14 protein-coding genes, 2 tRNA genes and 2 pseudogenes are annotated in these 16,823 nt (G+C 38.4%); 9 read left to right on the forward strand and 9 right to left on the reverse strand.

Annotated features, from left to right (window positions below):
• Positions 1–5 precede the first annotated feature (5 nt).
• A complete protein-coding gene (ribD, locus tag CICURV3402_RS02555; RefSeq protein WP_158379698.1) occupies positions 6–1,184 on the forward strand; it encodes a bifunctional diaminohydroxyphosphoribosylaminopyrimidine deaminase/5-amino-6-(5-phosphoribosylamino)uracil reductase RibD in 1,179 nt (392 codons plus the stop codon).
• A gap of 6 nt (positions 1,185–1,190) precedes the next feature.
• Here ribD and CICURV3402_RS02560 read toward each other — a convergent pair whose 3' ends face one another.
• On the reverse strand, positions 1,191–3,122 hold the full coding sequence (locus CICURV3402_RS02560; protein ID WP_158379699.1) for an exoribonuclease II: 1,932 nt from the start codon (positions 3,120–3,122) through the stop codon (positions 1,191–1,193).
• 144 nt (positions 3,123–3,266) lie between these two features.
• Here CICURV3402_RS02560 and CICURV3402_RS02565 point away from each other — a divergent pair.
• The 3 genes and pseudogenes from CICURV3402_RS02565 to ubiH all read left to right on the forward strand — a co-directional run.
• A pseudogene (locus tag CICURV3402_RS02565) lies at positions 3,267–3,344 on the forward strand (IS6 family transposase); the annotation flags it as partial.
• A 41-nt stretch (positions 3,345–3,385) separates the two neighbouring features.
• The gene (gene pepP, locus CICURV3402_RS02570) at positions 3,386–4,705 is read left to right on the forward strand and encodes a Xaa-Pro aminopeptidase (RefSeq protein WP_187306901.1); all 1,320 of its coding nucleotides are present in this window, start codon (positions 3,386–3,388) and stop codon (positions 4,703–4,705) included.
• Complete coding sequence (gene ubiH, locus CICURV3402_RS02575; RefSeq protein ID WP_158379816.1) at positions 4,705–5,889, forward strand: 2-octaprenyl-6-methoxyphenyl hydroxylase; 1,185 nt, start codon at positions 4,705–4,707, stop codon at positions 5,887–5,889. Before pepP ends, ubiH begins: the two co-directional genes overlap by 1 nt.
• Positions 5,890–5,894: 5 nt before the next feature.
• Here the strand turns inward: ubiH and aat are convergent.
• Positions 5,895–6,491: pseudogene (gene aat, locus CICURV3402_RS02580) on the reverse strand (leucyl/phenylalanyl-tRNA--protein transferase); the annotation flags it as partial.
• 155 nt (positions 6,492–6,646) lie between these two features.
• On the opposite strand from aat, the gene recA reads away from it, so the two are divergent.
• The 3 genes from recA (at position 6,647) to gap (ending at position 10,053) form a co-directional block, all read left to right on the forward strand.
• Positions 6,647–7,702 (forward strand): recombinase RecA, encoded by a 1,056-nt coding sequence (recA, locus tag CICURV3402_RS02585; RefSeq protein WP_158379700.1) that lies wholly within the window; start codon positions 6,647–6,649, stop codon positions 7,700–7,702.
• A gap of 67 nt (positions 7,703–7,769) precedes the next feature.
• Complete coding sequence (locus CICURV3402_RS02590) at positions 7,770–8,834, forward strand: AI-2E family transporter (RefSeq protein WP_158379701.1); 1,065 nt, start codon at positions 7,770–7,772, stop codon at positions 8,832–8,834.
• 223 nt (positions 8,835–9,057) lie between these two features.
• Positions 9,058–10,053 carry a type I glyceraldehyde-3-phosphate dehydrogenase gene (gene gap / locus CICURV3402_RS02595; protein WP_158379702.1) on the forward strand — a complete coding sequence of 332 codons (996 nt, stop codon included), beginning with the start codon at positions 9,058–9,060 and terminating at the stop codon, positions 10,051–10,053.
• Positions 10,054–10,252: 199 nt separating this feature from the next.
• On the opposite strand, the gene minE is transcribed toward gap, so the two are convergent.
• The 4 genes from minE to trxB all read right to left on the reverse strand — a co-directional run bounded on the left by minE (position 10,253) and on the right by trxB (position 13,210).
• A complete protein-coding gene (minE, locus tag CICURV3402_RS02600) occupies positions 10,253–10,537 on the reverse strand; it encodes a cell division topological specificity factor MinE (protein ID WP_158379703.1) in 285 nt (94 codons plus the stop codon).
• Between the two features lie 3 nt (positions 10,538–10,540).
• A complete protein-coding gene (gene minD / locus CICURV3402_RS02605) occupies positions 10,541–11,353 on the reverse strand; it encodes a septum site-determining protein MinD (RefSeq protein WP_158379704.1) in 813 nt (270 codons plus the stop codon).
• Positions 11,354–11,369: 16 nt separating this feature from the next.
• On the reverse strand, positions 11,370–12,062 hold the full coding sequence (minC, locus tag CICURV3402_RS02610) for a septum site-determining protein MinC (protein WP_407079065.1): 693 nt from the start codon (positions 12,060–12,062) through the stop codon (positions 11,370–11,372).
• A gap of 206 nt (positions 12,063–12,268) precedes the next feature.
• Positions 12,269–13,210, reverse strand: a complete 942-nt coding sequence (gene trxB / locus CICURV3402_RS02615; protein WP_407079066.1) for a thioredoxin-disulfide reductase — start codon at positions 13,208–13,210, stop codon at positions 12,269–12,271.
• Between the two features lie 279 nt (positions 13,211–13,489).
• Between trxB and CICURV3402_RS02620 the strand changes: the two genes are divergently transcribed.
• Both CICURV3402_RS02620 and CICURV3402_RS02625 read left to right on the forward strand, forming a co-directional pair.
• Positions 13,490–14,095: a DNA translocase FtsK 4TM domain-containing protein gene (locus tag CICURV3402_RS02620; RefSeq protein WP_158379707.1), complete on the forward strand. Its 606-nt coding sequence runs from the start codon at positions 13,490–13,492 to the stop codon at positions 14,093–14,095.
• A gap of 204 nt (positions 14,096–14,299) precedes the next feature.
• Positions 14,300–16,030: a potassium/proton antiporter gene (locus CICURV3402_RS02625; RefSeq protein WP_158379708.1), complete on the forward strand. Its 1,731-nt coding sequence runs from the start codon at positions 14,300–14,302 to the stop codon at positions 16,028–16,030.
• A 121-nt stretch (positions 16,031–16,151) separates the two neighbouring features.
• On the opposite strand, the gene CICURV3402_RS02630 is transcribed toward CICURV3402_RS02625, so the two are convergent.
• The 3 genes from CICURV3402_RS02630 to csrA all read right to left on the reverse strand — a co-directional run bounded on the left by CICURV3402_RS02630 (position 16,152) and on the right by csrA (position 16,797).
• A tRNA-Arg gene (locus tag CICURV3402_RS02630) sits at positions 16,152–16,228 on the reverse strand.
• 9 nt (positions 16,229–16,237) lie between these two features.
• Positions 16,238–16,330: transfer RNA gene (locus CICURV3402_RS02635), tRNA-Ser, on the reverse strand.
• Positions 16,331–16,569: 239 nt separating this feature from the next.
• The gene (csrA, locus tag CICURV3402_RS02640) at positions 16,570–16,797 is read right to left on the reverse strand and encodes a carbon storage regulator CsrA (RefSeq protein WP_158379709.1); all 228 of its coding nucleotides are present in this window, start codon (positions 16,795–16,797) and stop codon (positions 16,570–16,572) included.
• Between the last annotated feature and the right edge of the window lie 26 nt (positions 16,798–16,823).

A 16,823-nucleotide genomic window follows, 5' to 3' on the forward strand; every position in this document is an offset into this window, starting at 1 on the left:
CTATTATGAAAAAAATACATTCTGCTAAATCTATGAAATGTCAGGATGAATTTTATATGTCTTATGCACTGAGATTGGCAAGTTTAGGTCGTTTTACGACCACACCTAATCCGAATGTGGGATGTGTTCTCGTGCGTCATGGACACGTGGTAGGTGAAGGTTATCATTTGCGTTTGGGTGAGCCCCACGCAGAAATTCACGCCCTTCAAAAAGCGGGCCGTTTAGCAAAAGGCAGTGTGGCTTACATTACTTTGGAACCTTGCTGTCATTATGGAAAAACGCCTCCTTGTGTTGACGCCTTAATTAAAGCCGGCGTCAGGCGTGTAGTGATTGCAATCGAAGATCCTAATCCAGACATTGCTGGTAGAAGTTTGTATCAACTCAAGCAGGCTGGTATTGAAGTGACATCAGGAATTTTAAGCGCTGAGGCTCAAGATCTGAATCCCGGATTTTTAAAACGCATGCGAACAGGCTTTCCTTATATACAACTCAAAATAGCTTGTTCTCTGGATGGTCGTACTGCTATGGCATCGGGAGAAAGCCAATGGATAACCTCAGAGCAATCCCGTCAGGATGTACAGTTTTTCAGAGCGCAAAGCTCGGCCATTTTAAGTACAGGTGTCACAGTGTCAGCAGACAATCCTGTCTTAACAGTACGCTGGGAATCACTACCGAAAAAAACTCAAGTTGTTTATCCTAGAGAGCGTTTACGTCAACCCGTTAAAATTATTTTAGACAGTCATCATAAAGTAACTCCTCAACATCAGGTCGTTCAACAACCAGGAACTTGCTGGCTCATTAGAACAAAAAAAGATTATCAAGATTGGCCAAATCAGGTAGAACAATGGATCTTTTCTAGTATTCAATGGCCCGATAAAAAAAATGCGATTGATTTAGCGTCATTAATGACGGCATTAGCAAAACGAGAAATAAATTTGATTTGGGTCGAAGCCGGTGCTGAGCTGGCAGGAGGATTATTAGAAGCGGGCTTAGTGGATGAATTGATTCTTTATATGGGACCCAAACTGCTGGGAAATACTGCTCGTGGATTATGCCAATTACCTGGATTACATAAATTGGAGAAGGCTCCCGAGTTTGTTTTAAAAGAGGCGAGACAAATTGGACCAGACTTAAGACTACGCTTAAAACCTGATCCTGCTTTCTCAATATCAATTGGAAAATAAAAACATTCAGATGGGTCTTGCAATCAGATTTCGGGTATCTAACCGCACTTGCGCTAATTGAACTTCAATCATGTCCCCCTGGCGATAAATAATATCTTCATTCTTGTAAACTGTCCCCATTTCAGAATTGAATGCAATCTCACTACGGACAGAGTGAATCAAAGAAGCTGGAATAAAAGCCATGGCTCCGTTCTCCAACAAACGAACTCGAATGCCACCGCGAGTCATTTCCATAATTTTCGCGGAAAAAATTTTCTCACTGCCTGCTATAGGATTGAGATAACGAGCATAGAGCCAGTCGTTAATATCTCGCTCTGCCATTCGATTGGCACGGCGACGCTCTGCAATTAATTGGGATATATTTTCATCGAGCTTTTGCGCAGATCGATTAGCAATTACCATCTTTAACAATCGGTGATTAACCATATCACTGTATTTACGAATCGGAGAAGTCCAAGTCGCATACAGAGGTAAACCCAAACCAAAATGTGGGCCTGGCTCAACACTCAATTCAGAAAATGCATGTAAACGCCGCAGGCGACTTTCAAGCGCTTCATTGCCTAACGCATCCAACTGACGGCGTAATTGACAGAAACCTTCTAATGTCAGTAAATCAGCAGGGAGAAATTCAATACCATGGATTTTGAGTATTTGTACGGCTTGTTTTACCAAAGCAGGATCAAAGCCCCTATGTACGTTATAAAAACCAAAACCTAAACAATCTCGTAAAATCACCGCGGCACAAATATTAGCCGCAATCATACATTCTTCAACTATACCATGAGCAATACGCCTTTCGTGCATAATGACATCAAGTACATTCCCGTTTTCATTGATCACAAAACGATATTCTGAACGATTTTTAAAGACCAAAGCATGTTGCTGACGCCAATGATGTCTTACATCATATATATGTTTAAGCCATTGAATTTGTTTATAAATGTCAATATTAGGCGGCGCCGAATCCCCTTTATTTTCTAGCCAATCAGATACTTTGTTATAAGCCAGCTTTGCTTTTGAGGTGATCCAAGCGCTAGAAAAACGAATATCCTCACCTAAAGCGCCCTCAGGCGTAATGGTGACACGACAAACTAATGCAGGACGGCGTTGATCAGGGCGAAGTGAACAGATATCATCTGCAACTTCGCGTGGCAACATTGGGATATCAAATCCGGGCAAATAAGTTGTAAAAGCCCTCTGACGAGCCGCCGTATCTAATAAGCTATTTTCATCAATATAGGCAGTTGGGTCTGCGATAGCCACTATCAGCATGAAGGAGCCATTGCCAAGATCAGACACACAAAGTGCATCGTCCATATCTTCAGTGGAGGCGTTATCAATAGTAATAAAATGTAAATCCGTTAAATCTTCACGTTCGGATTCGGTTTCATTGAGCGTCAATGGGCACATATCAGGCGGAGTACGTTCAAGATTATAATGAGTTAAGGTCACCCACCAAGGCGCGAAATTATCTTCGCCATGAGCAATAAAAGCAGTAATCTCTGCTTTAAAATCTCGATCACCCTTCAGAGGATGCTCCCGCATTTCGGCAACGGCCCAATCTCCCTCTTCAAAAGAGTGTGCGATATCAGCAGATACATAACATAAAATAGCTTCTTTTAATAAAGGATGATCTGGTCTGATCAGAAAAAATGTCCCTCTTTTTTGTACACGACCTACAAAACGGGAGAGAAAAGGTTCTAACAGCGTTTCCGGTTGCACCATTTCACGATCTCTATCGTTATATAGGCTGCCCTGTACACGATCGCCATGCATGACCTTTTTCATTTTTGAAGGAGGAATGAAATAACTTTTTTGCGCATCGATTTCAAGAAATCCAAAACCTTTTTCGGTTCCTTTAACGATACCTTCAATTTTGGGTGCTGAAACATGAAGTTGTTTTTTTAGCTTTTCAAGTAGAGGATTATTTTTAAACATACTTGTCCAATGAGTTATATTATTTTGTAGTGTAATTTGGGTTGACAGTTTTACCTGAATGAAAAGCATACAGCAAGTGAGTCTTGTCATTTAAGACGGGCCTATGTAAGGTTGCGTCGTGTTAAATGATTGGGAGAGTTCTATCTAAGACAAATCAAATATCTCAATAATCTGGTTAAGCAGGATCATCGAAACGTGAAAAGATGCATACGATTGATACTATAGGCTTCACTTCTGCGTTAATTTATTCAAAGATATAATTTATGATTACTTTAAAAGAATACCAAAAACGACGTCAAAAACTACTGGAAAAGATGTTACCTGAGAGTGTAGCGCTAATTTTTTCTGCTCCTCAGGTCTTTAGAAGCGCAGATTCCGAATATCTTTATCGTCAAAACAGTTATTTCAATTATCTTTTAGGTTTTCATGAGCCAGCATCATTATTGGTGTTAGTCAAAAATAGTCAAAAAGAAACGCAGTCCATTTTATTGAATCGCGCTCGAGATCCCATTGCTGAAACTTGGTCTGGTGCTCGCTTAGGTCAAGAATTGGCTCCCAAAAAATTGGGGATTGATCAGGCTTTGCCGTTTGATGAAATAGAAAAACATCTTTATTTATTTTTAAAAAATCAAGAGGTTGTGTATCACGCACAAGGCCAATATGCGTATGCGGATGAAATATTTTTTTCAGCCTGCAAAAAACTACGATCAAAATCACGCCAAAGTTCTAGTGTGCCACACGTGCTGATGGATTGGCGATCTTGTCTTGATGAAATGCGGTTATTAAAATCAAAAGAAGAGATCAATGTATTGCGCAAAGCTTGTGAAATCAGCGCTCAGGCTCATATTCGTGCTATGAAAAAATGTCGTCCAGGCCTCTACGAATATCACCTAGAAAGCGAAATTCAGTACGAATTGAGTCAACGTGGCGCTCGTTCTCTAGCTTATAACAGTATTGTGGCGGCGGGTGAAAACGCTTGTATTCTGCATTACACTGAGAATAAATCCAAACTCAATGCAGGGAATTTGGTGTTAATTGATGCGGGCTGCGAATACCAAGGCTATGCGGGTGATATTACAAGGACCTTACCTGTTAGCGGTCGATTTACCGCTCCACAGAAAGCGTTATATGACATTGTTTTAGCCGCCCAAAATAAAGCATTAGAGTTATACAAACCAGGTATCAGTATTCATGAGGTCACCCAAGAAGTTACGCGTATCATGACAGCAGGTTTAATTAACCTCAGAATATTAAAAGGGAGTTTAAAAAAATTGCATGCTCAAAAAGCCTATAAGCCTTTTTTCATGCATGGGTTAAGTCATTGGTTGGGGATGGACGTACATGATGTCGGAGATTATGGCTCTGACAAAAAAAATCGCCCTTTAAAAGAGGGAATGGTATTAACGGTGGAGCCTGGATTATATATTTTTTCGGACACGAAAGTGGCTGAGCAGTATAGAGGGATCGGCATTCGTATAGAAGACGATATTTTAATCACAAAAACAGGCAATGAAAATTTAACCGACGCTGTTCCGAAAGATCCCGAACTCATTGAATCTTTGATGTCATCTCATCAGGCATGATGGGCGTTATTATTGTCGGCGGGGGCATGGTAGGCTCTACCTTAGCTTTGGCTGTGGCATACCTGACGCGTGGTCAGATTCCCATCAGACTGATAGAAGCTTTTGTGCCAGATCAAAATACGTCTTCTTCTGATGATAACAGAGCGATTGTGTTAGCACATGGTACTTGCCAAGAGATTGAAAGATTAGGCATTTGGAAACTACTATCACATGACGCAACGCCTATCAAAAACATTCACGTCAGCGATCAAGGTCAGTGTGGTTTTGTTCATCTCAGGGCTCAAGATCATCACATTCCTTTTTTAGGCCAAGTGTTGTCATTAAAGACGGCGCAAAATAAGTTATTTTCTTTATTAAAAAGCACGCCTAGTATTCAGCTTTATTGCCCTGCCCAGGTTTTACAAATATCTCGTACCCAAAAAATGGTGCGTGTTACATTAAATCATGGTGAAACCTTAGAAGCACCATTATTGATTGCGGCGGATGGCTCGCATTCTTCGCTTGCTCAAGCCTGCCATATTCAATATCAAAAAAAAGATTACCAGCAATTTGCTGTAACCACTCACATCCGCACAGAAAAAGCGCTAGGAAGTTGTGCTTTTGAACGCTTTACTTCTGAAGGGCCTCTGGCATTGTTACCGATTTCTCAGGAAGAAAGTGCTCTGATTTGGTGTCATTCTCAGGCTAACCGTTTTTTAGTAGAAGCTTGGAACGAAGCTAATTTCCTGCAGCAATTACAAAATACTTTTGGCTGGCGTCTTGGAAAGATACTGCAAATAGGGCCACGTTATAGCACGTCACTGTATTTGACGTGTGCCTCCAGGCATATCAGCCATCGCTTGGCATTAGTAGGGAATGCGGCCCAAACTTTGCATCCTGTTGCGGGTCAAGGGTTTAATCTGGGCTTAAGAGATACGATGACTTTAGCTCAAATTTTAGCCAAAGCCGCGGCTAAAGGCGATGATTTAGGAGAATATTCCCTATTAAATCAATATCAAAGGCAACGACAAAAAGATCAACAAAATATGATCACCCTGACTGAAGGATTGGTGCATTTATTTTCGAATGCCTTGAAACCATTGGTAGTGGCTCGTCATTTAGGGTTGATGACAATGGAAGAAGGGCCTTTTTTTGCGCATCTGTTGTCCCGCTTAACTTTAGGCTGGTCTCACCCGAGAGATTGAGGCGACTAAACCCCTTTATGGAGTGAAACGCGTTGTGCCTGATCTAATAGCGATAAAAAATCGTTTCTAAGGATCTGTTCTGTTCCAAGAGAAGCGGTGTACGAATTTAATACTTAGCAGTCAATTTATTTTCCTCCTTTTTGCTTCAAATAATGCTAAAAATAATTTGAGCACTTTTAAAAGCATTATCTGTGATACTGAACATGGCTTTACCGAAAAACATCGCCCCTACCGATATGCCATATAATCCTCCCACTAATTTATCCTTCATCTAAACCTCTATAGAATGAGCGTTACCCAATCGGTATAGTTGAAAATAGGCTTTATAATATCAGAGCTGATCCATGTGCATCTCGAGCGTTTTATAGCATAGGCAGCAATCACATCAGGAAAAACACAATTCAGGCTAAAGTGATAAGAACAACGTCCAGGTCAAATAAAACGTTTCATACTGCGGCTCATATGGCATTTTAAAAGTACGGCACGAGGATCAGGGGACCACCATAAAATAGGCTCACCTTCATTGAACCAGTGGAAATACTGTTTTGATATGCGACTAATAATCTTTTAGGGCGGAGATCTCCACTTGCAGCCAACAACCCATAGAAAAAAAGAAATACTATTATTATCAATCGCATCATGAAATTAAACATGACATAAGATTTCAGATTCCAAATAGATATATAAAGTTTCTTTATCAAGGTAAAATAACCATCAATTATAAAAATCAATTTTAACTTATTCAAAAGGAATACAAATGATCCAAGATGAGAACAAACAAAAAGCATTGACCGATGCACTTTCTCAAATTGAAAAACAATTTGGCAAAGGATCTATTATGCGCTTGGGTGAAGACCGTTCAATGGATGTAGAAACGATTTCTACTGGCTCACTTTCGCTTGATATTGCATTGGGGGCAGGCGGGCTTCCTATGGGGCGTATTGTTGAAATTTATGGTCCTGAATCATCAGGAAAAACGACGCTCACTTTACAAGTCATTGCTGCGGCTCAACGTGAAGGAAAAGTATGTGCATTCATAGATGCAGAACATGCGCTGGATCCTATTTATGCAAAAAAATTAGGGGTCGATATCGATAATTTACTTTGTTCTCAGCCAGACACGGGGGAACAGGCGTTAGAGATTTGTGATTCGCTCACTCGATCTGGGGCTGTCGATGTGATCATCGTTGATTCTGTGGCAGCCCTAGTGCCTAAAGCTGAAATTGAAGGTGAAATTGGTGATTCTCATATGGGGCTTGCCGCACGCATGATGAGCCAAGCCATGCGTAAATTGGCCGGCAACCTAAAAAATGCTAATACCCTGCTGATTTTTATTAATCAAATTCGGATGAAAATAGGGGTTATGTTTGGCAACCCTGAAACCACGACAGGTGGAAACGCTCTTAAATTTTACGCTTCAGTACGTTTAGATATTCGCCGAGTTGGAGCTATTAAAGAGGGTGAAATAATCATTGGGAATGACACTCGAGTTAAGGTCGTTAAAAATAAAATTGCTGCCCCTTTTAAGCAGGCAGACTTTCAAATTCTTTATGGTGAAGGCATTAATACCCATGGTGAATTGATTGAGTTAAGCGTAAAACACCAATTAGTTGAAAAATCGGGTTCTTGGTATAGCTACAATGGTACTAAAATTGGCCAGGGTAAATCGAATGTCACTGAATATCTAAAAACCAATCCATCCATTGCAGCTGAGCTGGATAAAATATTACGTAATAGATTATTAAACCCAGGGTGTGAAAAAGATACAACAACTTTGGATAAAAGCTATCATGAAAATAGTACTACATTTTAACAAAATACAGGACATCTTAAAACTTTAATCAGTTTTTGAAGATGTCTACTAAACGGAGCTTTCCTTGATGTTGGACATGTTCTTTAAATGGTATCGCCGTCATTTTACTGATCCTCAAGTGGTTGCCTTATTAATTATATTAGTCGGAGGCTTTTGTATTCTTTATTTTTTAAGCGGTATTTTAGCGCCCCTTTTAGTCGCTATTGTATTAGCTTACCTTCTTGAATGGCCAACCTCAAAATTACAGGTTCTAGGATGTTCCCGTTTGTGTGCGGTGAGTATTATACAAGCATTATTTGTAGGGGTTGGTTTGTTAGCCGTCTTTGTGGTCGTCCCAAATGTTTGGCAACAAGGCATGAATTTAACTTCAGATATGCCGAAAATGCTCAATCAGTTCAATAATTTTTCCAGCACCTTGACGAAACGTTACCCCGCGTTGGTTGATGCAGGCATTGTTGACATGCTAGCGGACAATCTACGTAATAGACTGGCAGGAGTCGGCGATTCAGTTGTAAAAATCTCTCTTGCTTCACTCATGGGCTTATTGACCCTTGCGATTTATCTGATTGTTGTACCTTTAATGGTTTTCTTTTTATTGAAAGATAAGAAACAAATGCTCAATAACTTTCAGAAAATATTGCCTCGTGATCGCAGCTTGGCTGGAAAAGTTTGGAGAGAGATGAATCAACAAATTACGAACTATATTCGCGGTAAAGTGCTTGAAATGGTGATTGTTGCTGTTGCAACTTATTTAGTTTTTTGGATCCTTGATATGCGTTATTCGCTTTTATTAGCAGTGTTAGTCGGTTTTTCCGTACTGATACCCTATATAGGTGCTGTGATTGTCACCATTCCTGTAGTACTGGTGGCTATATTTCAATGGGGGATAGACGCACATTTTTGGACATTATTGATTGCTTATCTTGTTATACAGGCCTTAGACAGCAATCTGTTAGTTCCTGTTTTATTTTCAGAGGCAGTTAATTTACATCCATTGATGATAATTTTATCGGTCATCATCTTTAGCAGCCTTTGGGGTTTTTGGGGGGTTTTCTTTTCTATTCCTTTGGCTAGCTTAGTAAAAGCAGTGATTCAGGCTTGGCCAAACAAGTTAGCACCCAAACTGAAATAGAGAGTGCGCTACATTTAGTGACGTCCCTAATAATTCGTTAATTTAAAGAAAAAGTAATATGTTTCTATAAAAATATTATAATTCAATTACTTAATTGCTTTTGATTAAAGCATTTATGATGATTTGTTAACAACAATATGAATAAAAAAAGGATTCATTGTATAATATTCATGCAAAATCCTAAAAGGTAATAATTTAATTTTTCATCAATTGGATAAAACATATGAGTATAAAAGTAGGTATTAATGGTTTTGGTCGTATCGGTCGTATTGTATTTCGCGCCGCTCAAGAACGAACTGATATTGAAGTCGTTGCTATTAATGATTTGTTGAAAGCAGAGTATATGGCTTATATGCTAAAATACGACTCAACTCACGGTCGTTTTAAAGGAACCCTCGATGTTGATGGAAATAATCTTGTCGTAAATAATAAAAAAGTCAGGGTTACTTCAGAACAAAAACCAGAAACCATTAATTGGAGTACATTAGGAATAGATGTGGTGATAGAAGCCACGGGCTGCTTCTTAACAAAAGAAGAGGCAAGTAAGCATCTTAATGCGGGTGCAAAAAAAGTACTTATTAGTGCGCCCCCAAAAGACGACACTCCAATGTTTGTGATGGGCGTTAACCATAATCAATACGCGGGACAAAAAATTGTTTCAAATGCCTCTTGCACAACCAACTGTTTAGCACCTTTGGCAAAGGTTGTTCATGATAAATTTGGTATTCTTGAAGGCTTAATGACGACGGTGCATGCAACAACATCGACACAAAGAACAGTTGATGGCCCTTCTGCTAAAGATTGGCGTGGAGGTCGTGGGGCAGCGCAAAATATCATTCCTTCTTCCACTGGTGCTGCAAAAGCGGTCGGCAAGGTCATCCCTTCTTTAAACGGAAAACTCACAGGAATGGCTTTTCGTGTGCCGACCCCTAATGTATCGGTGGTAGATCTCACTGTTCGTTTAGAAAAGTCTGCTTCTTATGCAGAGATCTGTGATGCAATCAAATCAGCTTCAGAAGGTGAATTAAAAGGGATCCTAGGATATGTGGATGAAGAAGTCGTCTCTACTGATTTCAATGGTGAAAAACTAACCTCAATCTTTGATAAGAAGGCTGGTATAGAACTGAACAATCATTTTGTGAAATTAGTGTCTTGGTATGACAATGAAACAGGGTACTCTAATAAACTGTTAGATTTAGTCGCTCATATAAATGTATGACACATAATAATTTCCTTCATACAATTCGCTTAAACACTCCCATTTTTTGCAAGATTCTTATTGCTACATAAGAAACCACCATCAGGTGGTTTTCGCTCCTATCACGTTAGCTACTTAAATGGCAATACGACAGACAATAAGGCCGCATCACACAAGACCCTTGCACCGTCAACCCTCGCCCAATTCGAGCAAAAATCAGTCATGGCTTAGCACAATCACCTGTACTACTGATTTCCGGTAAGATGACATTCAGCTCCAAAACAGAAACATCATCTTCTTTTTGCTCAAATTGAACATGAAGCGCGTTTGGATCCACCTGAACATATTTACAAATCACCGCCAAGATATCGCGTTTCATATCAGATAAATAATGAGGATCTCTGTCACAACAACGACGCTCCCTCACGATAATTTGCAAACGATCTTTCGCAATATTTGCAGCACTGTTTTTTTTATTGGGTGAAAAGAAATTAAAAAAAACCATAGGTTATCCCCAAAAAATGCGTTTTAAAAAACTCTTTTTTTCTTCCTCAACAAATCGAAAATCACGATCTTCTCCTAATAATCGATCCACGGTATCCGAGTATGCTTTAGCTGCATCTGAAGTGAGATCTAAAATAACCGGTTCTCCCTGATTTGAAGCACGTAATACCGATTGATCTTCTGGAATAACCCCAATTAATGGGATTCGCAGTATGTCCAAGACATCTTCCATACTTAGCATATCACCTAGAGCCACACGATTAGGATTATAACGAGTCAGCAAAAGATGCTCCTTCACGGGTGCTTCGCCTTTTTCACTACGACTCGATTTTGATGCAAGAATACCTAATATACGATCTGAATCACGAACTGAAGAAACTTCAGGGTTAGTAGTAATGATGGCTTCATCCGAAAAATACAACGCCATCAAAGCGCCCGTTTCAATCCCAGCAGGGGAATCACAAATAATAAAATCAAAATTCATTTTATTGAGCTGTTCAAAAACGGCTTCTACACCTTTTTGTGTGAGTGCATTTTTATCACGAGTTTGTGATGCCGGTAAAATATATAAATTTTCTACACGTTTGTCTTTTATTAATGCCTGATTTAATGTGGCATCATTTTGAATTACATTAATAAAATCATATACAACCCTTCGTTCGCATCCCATGATTAAATCAAGATTACGCAGGCCAATATCAAAGTCAATCACAACAGTTTTTTTTCCCTTACTAGCTAACCCCGTTGCGATAGCCGCACTTGATGTAGTTTTACCAACCCCTCCTTTTCCAGAGGTCACAACAATAACTCGTGCCATAAAATCACTTCCTTAATTAAAAGATTGAATCAAATCGCTTGAAAATTAAAGTTTTATTTAATAAACGCAAGTGAACAGATTGGCCGAGATATTTAGGAGAAATGTGATCATGCGATACATATTCCCCCGCTATTGCTATTAATTCTGCCGCGCAATGTGTCAAAAAAATCTGGGATTCAATATTACCTGAAGCTCCTGCTAATGCCCGTCCACCCATAATGCCGTAAACATGGATATTACCATCAGCAAGCAATTCAGCACCCGCGCTCACATTGTTGATGACCACTAAATCACTGTTACGAGCATAAATTTGCTGCCCAGAACGTACCAGTGAATGAATAATCTGAGTTTTAGAAAAATCTTTCTTAGGTGCAGGTTCTTTTTTTGAAATCCATTGTTGAGTTTTACCTTCATTCATAAAGGGCAACCCTAAAGCAACTAGTGCCTGTTTTTTATTGTCATCTTTACAACCGCTGATACCAACAAGTTTTAAACCTGTTGAAATCACTGCTTTATGAATTTCATGCCAATTCGCTTCTTTAGATATGGCAGAAATATTGATGACAACAGGGGCACTTTCAAGAAAATCAGGTGCCTGTTCTATTTTTTTCTGTAAAGCATGACGAATAAGATCAGGCCGTGAATGCAGCAAATGAATCACTGTTAAAGTAAAGCTACAACCTTTTAGTTCAATAGCGGATTCTAATATTTTAATAAGCGGCTTTGACATCTGTCTTAACCCAGTTGATTGTTAAAAAATACCACTCAATATATCTTCATTTTTTATTTTTTATAAAAACATTCGACAGAAATTGATACAAAAGATTGATGAATCAATATAATATTTAAATTTAAATTAATTTAATTTTTATAAAAAACATACATTTTTATGTTTTAATTAGATTAATTTAAAGTTTATTTAAATTTGTTATCTATTATATCGAGATAACGCTCTGCATCTAAAGCCGCCATGCAACCACTCCCTGCAGAAGTGATAGCTTGTCGATAAATAGGATCCATGACATCTCCCGCTGCAAAAACACCCTCAATAGAAGTTTGAGTGGCATTCCCTGTTAGTCCACCCTTTACTTTAATGTATCCTTTTTCTAATTCCAGTTGACCTTTAAAGAGCTCCGTGTTGGGGATATGCCCGATCGCAATAAAAACACCTGTCACATCTAATATTTTAAAGACACTCCTATGCTTAGTGTGAGAAGGCTTTAAACGTACTGCTGTGACGCCCGATAAATCCCCTAAAATTTCATCTAGAATGCTATCTGTATGCAAAATAATATGTCCAGAAGCTACTTTTTTCATTAATCGATCTCGCAGGATTTTTTCAGAGCGAAATTCTTGTCGGCGATGAATTAAATGAACTTCATGAGCGATGTTGGCTAAATAAAGCGCTTCTTCTAGTGCTGTATTACCTCCTCCAACCACAGCCACTTTTTGATTATGATAAAAAAAACCGTCACAGGTAGCACAAGTAGAAACCCCTTTTCCTTTAAAATATTTTTCGGATTCGAGACCAAGATAACGAGCCGATGCTCCTGTTGCAATAATCAAAGCATCACATCTGTATTCTTGATCGTTACCAAACAGATAAAAGGGACGTCGTTGTAGATCCACTTTATTAATATGATCAAACAGAATTTCTGTATTAAATTTTTCTGCATGTTTATGCATCCGCTCCATTAACGCAGGCCCGGTTAAAGATTCAGGGGAACCAGGCCAGTTTTCAATGTCTGTTGTTGTAGTTAATTGCCCTCCCTTTTCTATTCCTGTAATTAATATGTGCTTTATATTAGCACGCGCCGCATAAATAGCTGCCGTATAACCTGCAGGCCCGGATCCCATAATAATACATTGATGATGTCTTGAAATATTCACGTTGCCCTCTTCTGATTTAAATCGTTTTTTTACTAAATGTCAGCTACATCATATCCGGAATTTTTATATTGTGTTATGGACCCATTCGAGAAAACACTTTATATTCCTTAACAAAAAAATTTAATCAGATAAAAAAGTGTTCATTTTAAATAGGCCTAGCCTTTTCGAGGCTAAATCTACCTTTGAAATTTATTTCAAAGTAAATAAGAGGTCACGAGACTGTTTTATTAAAATTAAGAGGTTTTTTTGGATCAAGAAAAAAATAACATAAAAGAAAATATCCTTTTTATTAAAAATAAAGGACTTAAAAGTGTATTGGCTGTCTTATGTATTTTTTCCACTTATTTGATGCTGGTATTGTTCAGTTTCGATCCATCGGATCCGAGTTGGTTGCAAACAGCCTGGCATGATTCTGTTCACAATCTAGGAGGTCATATCGGAGCATATATAGCAGGACTCTTGTTTTTTATTTTTGGACTTTGTGCTTATGCTTTATCCCCTGTTATTTTTTTATTTTGTGGCACGATCTTTTATGAAAACAAAAATAAAAAACCAAAAAATTATTTCCGTCTTTCATTACGCGTGATGGGGAGCATATTATTGATATTTTCCTCTTGCTCTCTCATAACCCCTTGTTTTAACGATTTTTATTATTTTCTATCAGGAGGGTTACTGGGGTATATAGTGAATCATGAGATGATGTTTTATTTTAATCATTTAACTATCACTATGCTGTTCTTGTTGATCTGGGCACTAGGTGCCACCCTGTTAACAGGGTATTCCTGGTTGCTTCTTTCCGAGAAAATAGGTATTTATACAATCCGTTTGGTCTTTTTTATTCGCACGCTTTAGTTAAACAACTGAAAGATAAAAGATTATTGTCCCACCAGTCCACAGTGCTAATCGTGAAGTATTAGTTCCTTCTAATTTGTAAAGCCAATGTAAATTTCAAGTGAAATCGAGTTTTATCTGTATAATGCTCATACTATTTTTTAAATTAAAATTTATTTTTTGATAAAAATAAATATCAATATAAATAATAAGGAGAAGATAATCTTGAATGCCATCACTATTAATAATCTTTTTTTGATTGGCTCCATATTGGTGGGAACAAGTATTTTATTAAGTTCCTTATCCTCTCGTTTGGGCATCCCTATTCTGGTTATTTTTCTTGCTATTGGCATGCTGGCAGGAGGAGAAGGTCTGGGAGGGATTGCTTTTGATAATTATCCCATCGCTTATCTGATCAGCAACTTGGCATTGGCAGTTATTTTACTCGATGGAGGTATGCGAACACGCGCCTCTTCATTTCATGTAGCACTTTGGCCTGCTTTATCACTTGCCACTGTAGGCGTCATGATCACTACAAGTTTAACGGGTGTTATGGCTGCTTGGCTGTTTCATTTAGATATTATTCAGGGTTTGTTAATAGGAGCTATTATCGGATCTACCGATGCAGCGGCCGTATTTTCATTATTAGGGGGCAAAGGCCTCAATGAACGTGTGAGTGCCACTCTTGAAATTGAATCCGGCAGCAATGATCCGATGGCGGTTTTTTTGACGATAACTTTAATATCTATGATCTCCAATGGGAAAACTCATTTAGATTGGATGTTTTTAATTGATTTATTACAACAATTTGGTCTTGGGATCCTGATAGGCTTAGGGGGAGGAAGATTATTATTGCTCCTTATTAACCGAATGAACCTTGCTAATGGGCTTTATCCTTTATTAGCACTAGCAGGAGGACTGGTAACTTTTTCTTTAACAACGTCTATGAATGGCAGCGGAATTTTATCTGTTTATCTTTGTGGTCTGGTATTGGGGAATCACCCTGTTCGTAACCGTTTCGGTATACTCCATACTTTAGACGGACTGGCATGGTTAAGCCAAATCGGTATGTTTTTAGTATTAGGTTTATTAATCAATCCAACAGATTTAATCACAATTGCGATTCCAGCGTTGCTGTTGTCTCTGTGGATGATTTTGTTTGCCAGACCGCTTTCTGTTTTTATTGGATTACTTCCTTTTCATAGTTTTAATTTTCGGGAGCGTATTTTTATTTCTTGGGTAGGATTAAGGGGTGCTTTGCCCATTATTCTCGCTGTTTTCCCCATGATGGCAGGGTTGGCAAATGCACATTTATTTTTTAATGTTGCCTTTTTCATTGTGTTAATCTCCTTGTTGGTACAAGGTAGCACTCTTTCGTTTGCTGCACGTAAAACTAAATTAGTAGTACCTCCTCGATTGGCGCCAATTTCCCGTGTTGGATTAGATATCGATATTAACAATGAATGGGAACAATTTACGTATCAGCTCAGTTCAGACCAATGGTGCGTCGATGCTGCTTTACGTGATTTAGAGATGCCTGAAGGTACCAGAATTTCAGGGCTTTTTCGTGATAAAAATCTGCTTCATCCTACAGGGAGCACCCGTTTGAAGGACGGAGATATTTTATGTGTGATAGGACATGAACGTGATCTCCCTGCTCTGGGTAAGCTTTTCAGCCATACCCCTCGTGTTCAGATTAATGAAAGGTTCTTTGGTGATTTTATTCTTGATGCTGATGCAAAATTAGAAGAAATTTCTCGTATTTATGGATTAAATTTAGAAAAAGGCACAGATCAAAAAAAGAGTTTAGGCGAATTTATGATCTATTTACTTGAAAAGGAGCCGGTGATAGGGGATCAAATAAATTGGGACGGATTAACATGGACTATTGCTGAAATGGAATATCAACGAGTGAGTAAAGTAGGCATAAAAATAACGACAGACAAAAAAAGATAAAAAATTTCAGATGAATACACCAAACCAATAAATTAATTTATCATCTGTCATCACTGACAAAAAGAGCAGCTTCCAAACACAAATCCCAGATTTTTTATCGAACAAATTGATAAAAAAACTTTGGTGCACCCGGGAGGATTCGAACCTCCGACCGCCCGGTTCGTAGCCGGGTACTCTATCCAGCTGAGCTACGGGTGCTAAATAAACTGGCGATGAGGGAGGGATTCGAACCCTCGATACAGCTTTTAACTATATACTCCCTTAGCAGGGGAGCGCCTTCAGCCTCTCGGCCACCTCACCAGCACTTTATAAAAAGTATCGATCTTAATTAATCGAAAACTTACACAACTTACACTAAAAAATAGCTTTTCTTAAAATGAGAAGGCTACACATATTACTTTTTCAAGCTTATAAGTCAAACGGTTTTTCCTGGTTAAACGAGATTTTAATGATAAAGAAATCTTCACGATGATTAAAAATATCTCTGATCAAAATTCATCACATTAAAAATGTGACTTAATTCCAATTTATTCATTTTCTTACTTATCACAAGCGTTTTCGTTTGGATACTTTTTTTCATATTTATCATATTTATCATCTCTTTTATCTGCTTGAATACGGTTGTAAATTTCTTCACGATGGACAGAGACCTCTTTGGGAGCATTGATACCAATTCGTACTTGGTTACCTTTTACACCTAATACTGTTACTGTAATATTATCTTCAATAATCAGCGTCTCACCAACTCGACGAGTCAGAATAAGCATGTTTTTCTCCTTAAAAATTTTAAAAA

Source organism: Candidatus Williamhamiltonella defendens (assembly GCF_900699045.1).
Lineage (GTDB): Bacteria > Pseudomonadota > Gammaproteobacteria > Enterobacterales > Enterobacteriaceae > Hamiltonella > Hamiltonella defensa_A.

Bases quoted from the DNA above. Each gene is read 5' to 3' on its own strand.
- ribD (WP_158379698.1), top strand. From the start codon at position 6: ATGAAAAAAATACATTCTGCTAAATCTATGAAATGTCAGGATGAATTT.
- CICURV3402_RS02560 (WP_158379699.1), bottom strand. From the start codon at position 3,122: ATGTTTAAAAATAATCCTCTACTTGAAAAGCTAAAAAAACAACTTCAT.
- pepP (WP_187306901.1), top strand. From the start codon at position 3,386: ATGATTACTTTAAAAGAATACCAAAAACGACGTCAAAAACTACTGGAA.
- ubiH (WP_158379816.1), top strand. From the start codon at position 4,705: ATGGGCGTTATTATTGTCGGCGGGGGCATGGTAGGCTCTACCTTAGCT.
- recA (WP_158379700.1), top strand. From the start codon at position 6,647: ATGATCCAAGATGAGAACAAACAAAAAGCATTGACCGATGCACTTTCT.
- CICURV3402_RS02590 (WP_158379701.1), top strand. From the start codon at position 7,770: ATGTTGGACATGTTCTTTAAATGGTATCGCCGTCATTTTACTGATCCT.
- gap (WP_158379702.1), top strand. From the start codon at position 9,058: ATGAGTATAAAAGTAGGTATTAATGGTTTTGGTCGTATCGGTCGTATT.
- minE (WP_158379703.1), bottom strand. From the start codon at position 10,537: ATGGTTTTTTTTAATTTCTTTTCACCCAATAAAAAAAACAGTGCTGCA.
- minD (WP_158379704.1), bottom strand. From the start codon at position 11,353: ATGGCACGAGTTATTGTTGTGACCTCTGGAAAAGGAGGGGTTGGTAAA.
- trxB (WP_407079066.1), bottom strand. From the start codon at position 13,210: ATGGGATCCGGGCCTGCAGGTTATACGGCAGCTATTTATGCGGCGCGT.
- csrA (WP_158379709.1), bottom strand. From the start codon at position 16,797: ATGCTTATTCTGACTCGTCGAGTTGGTGAGACGCTGATTATTGAAGAT.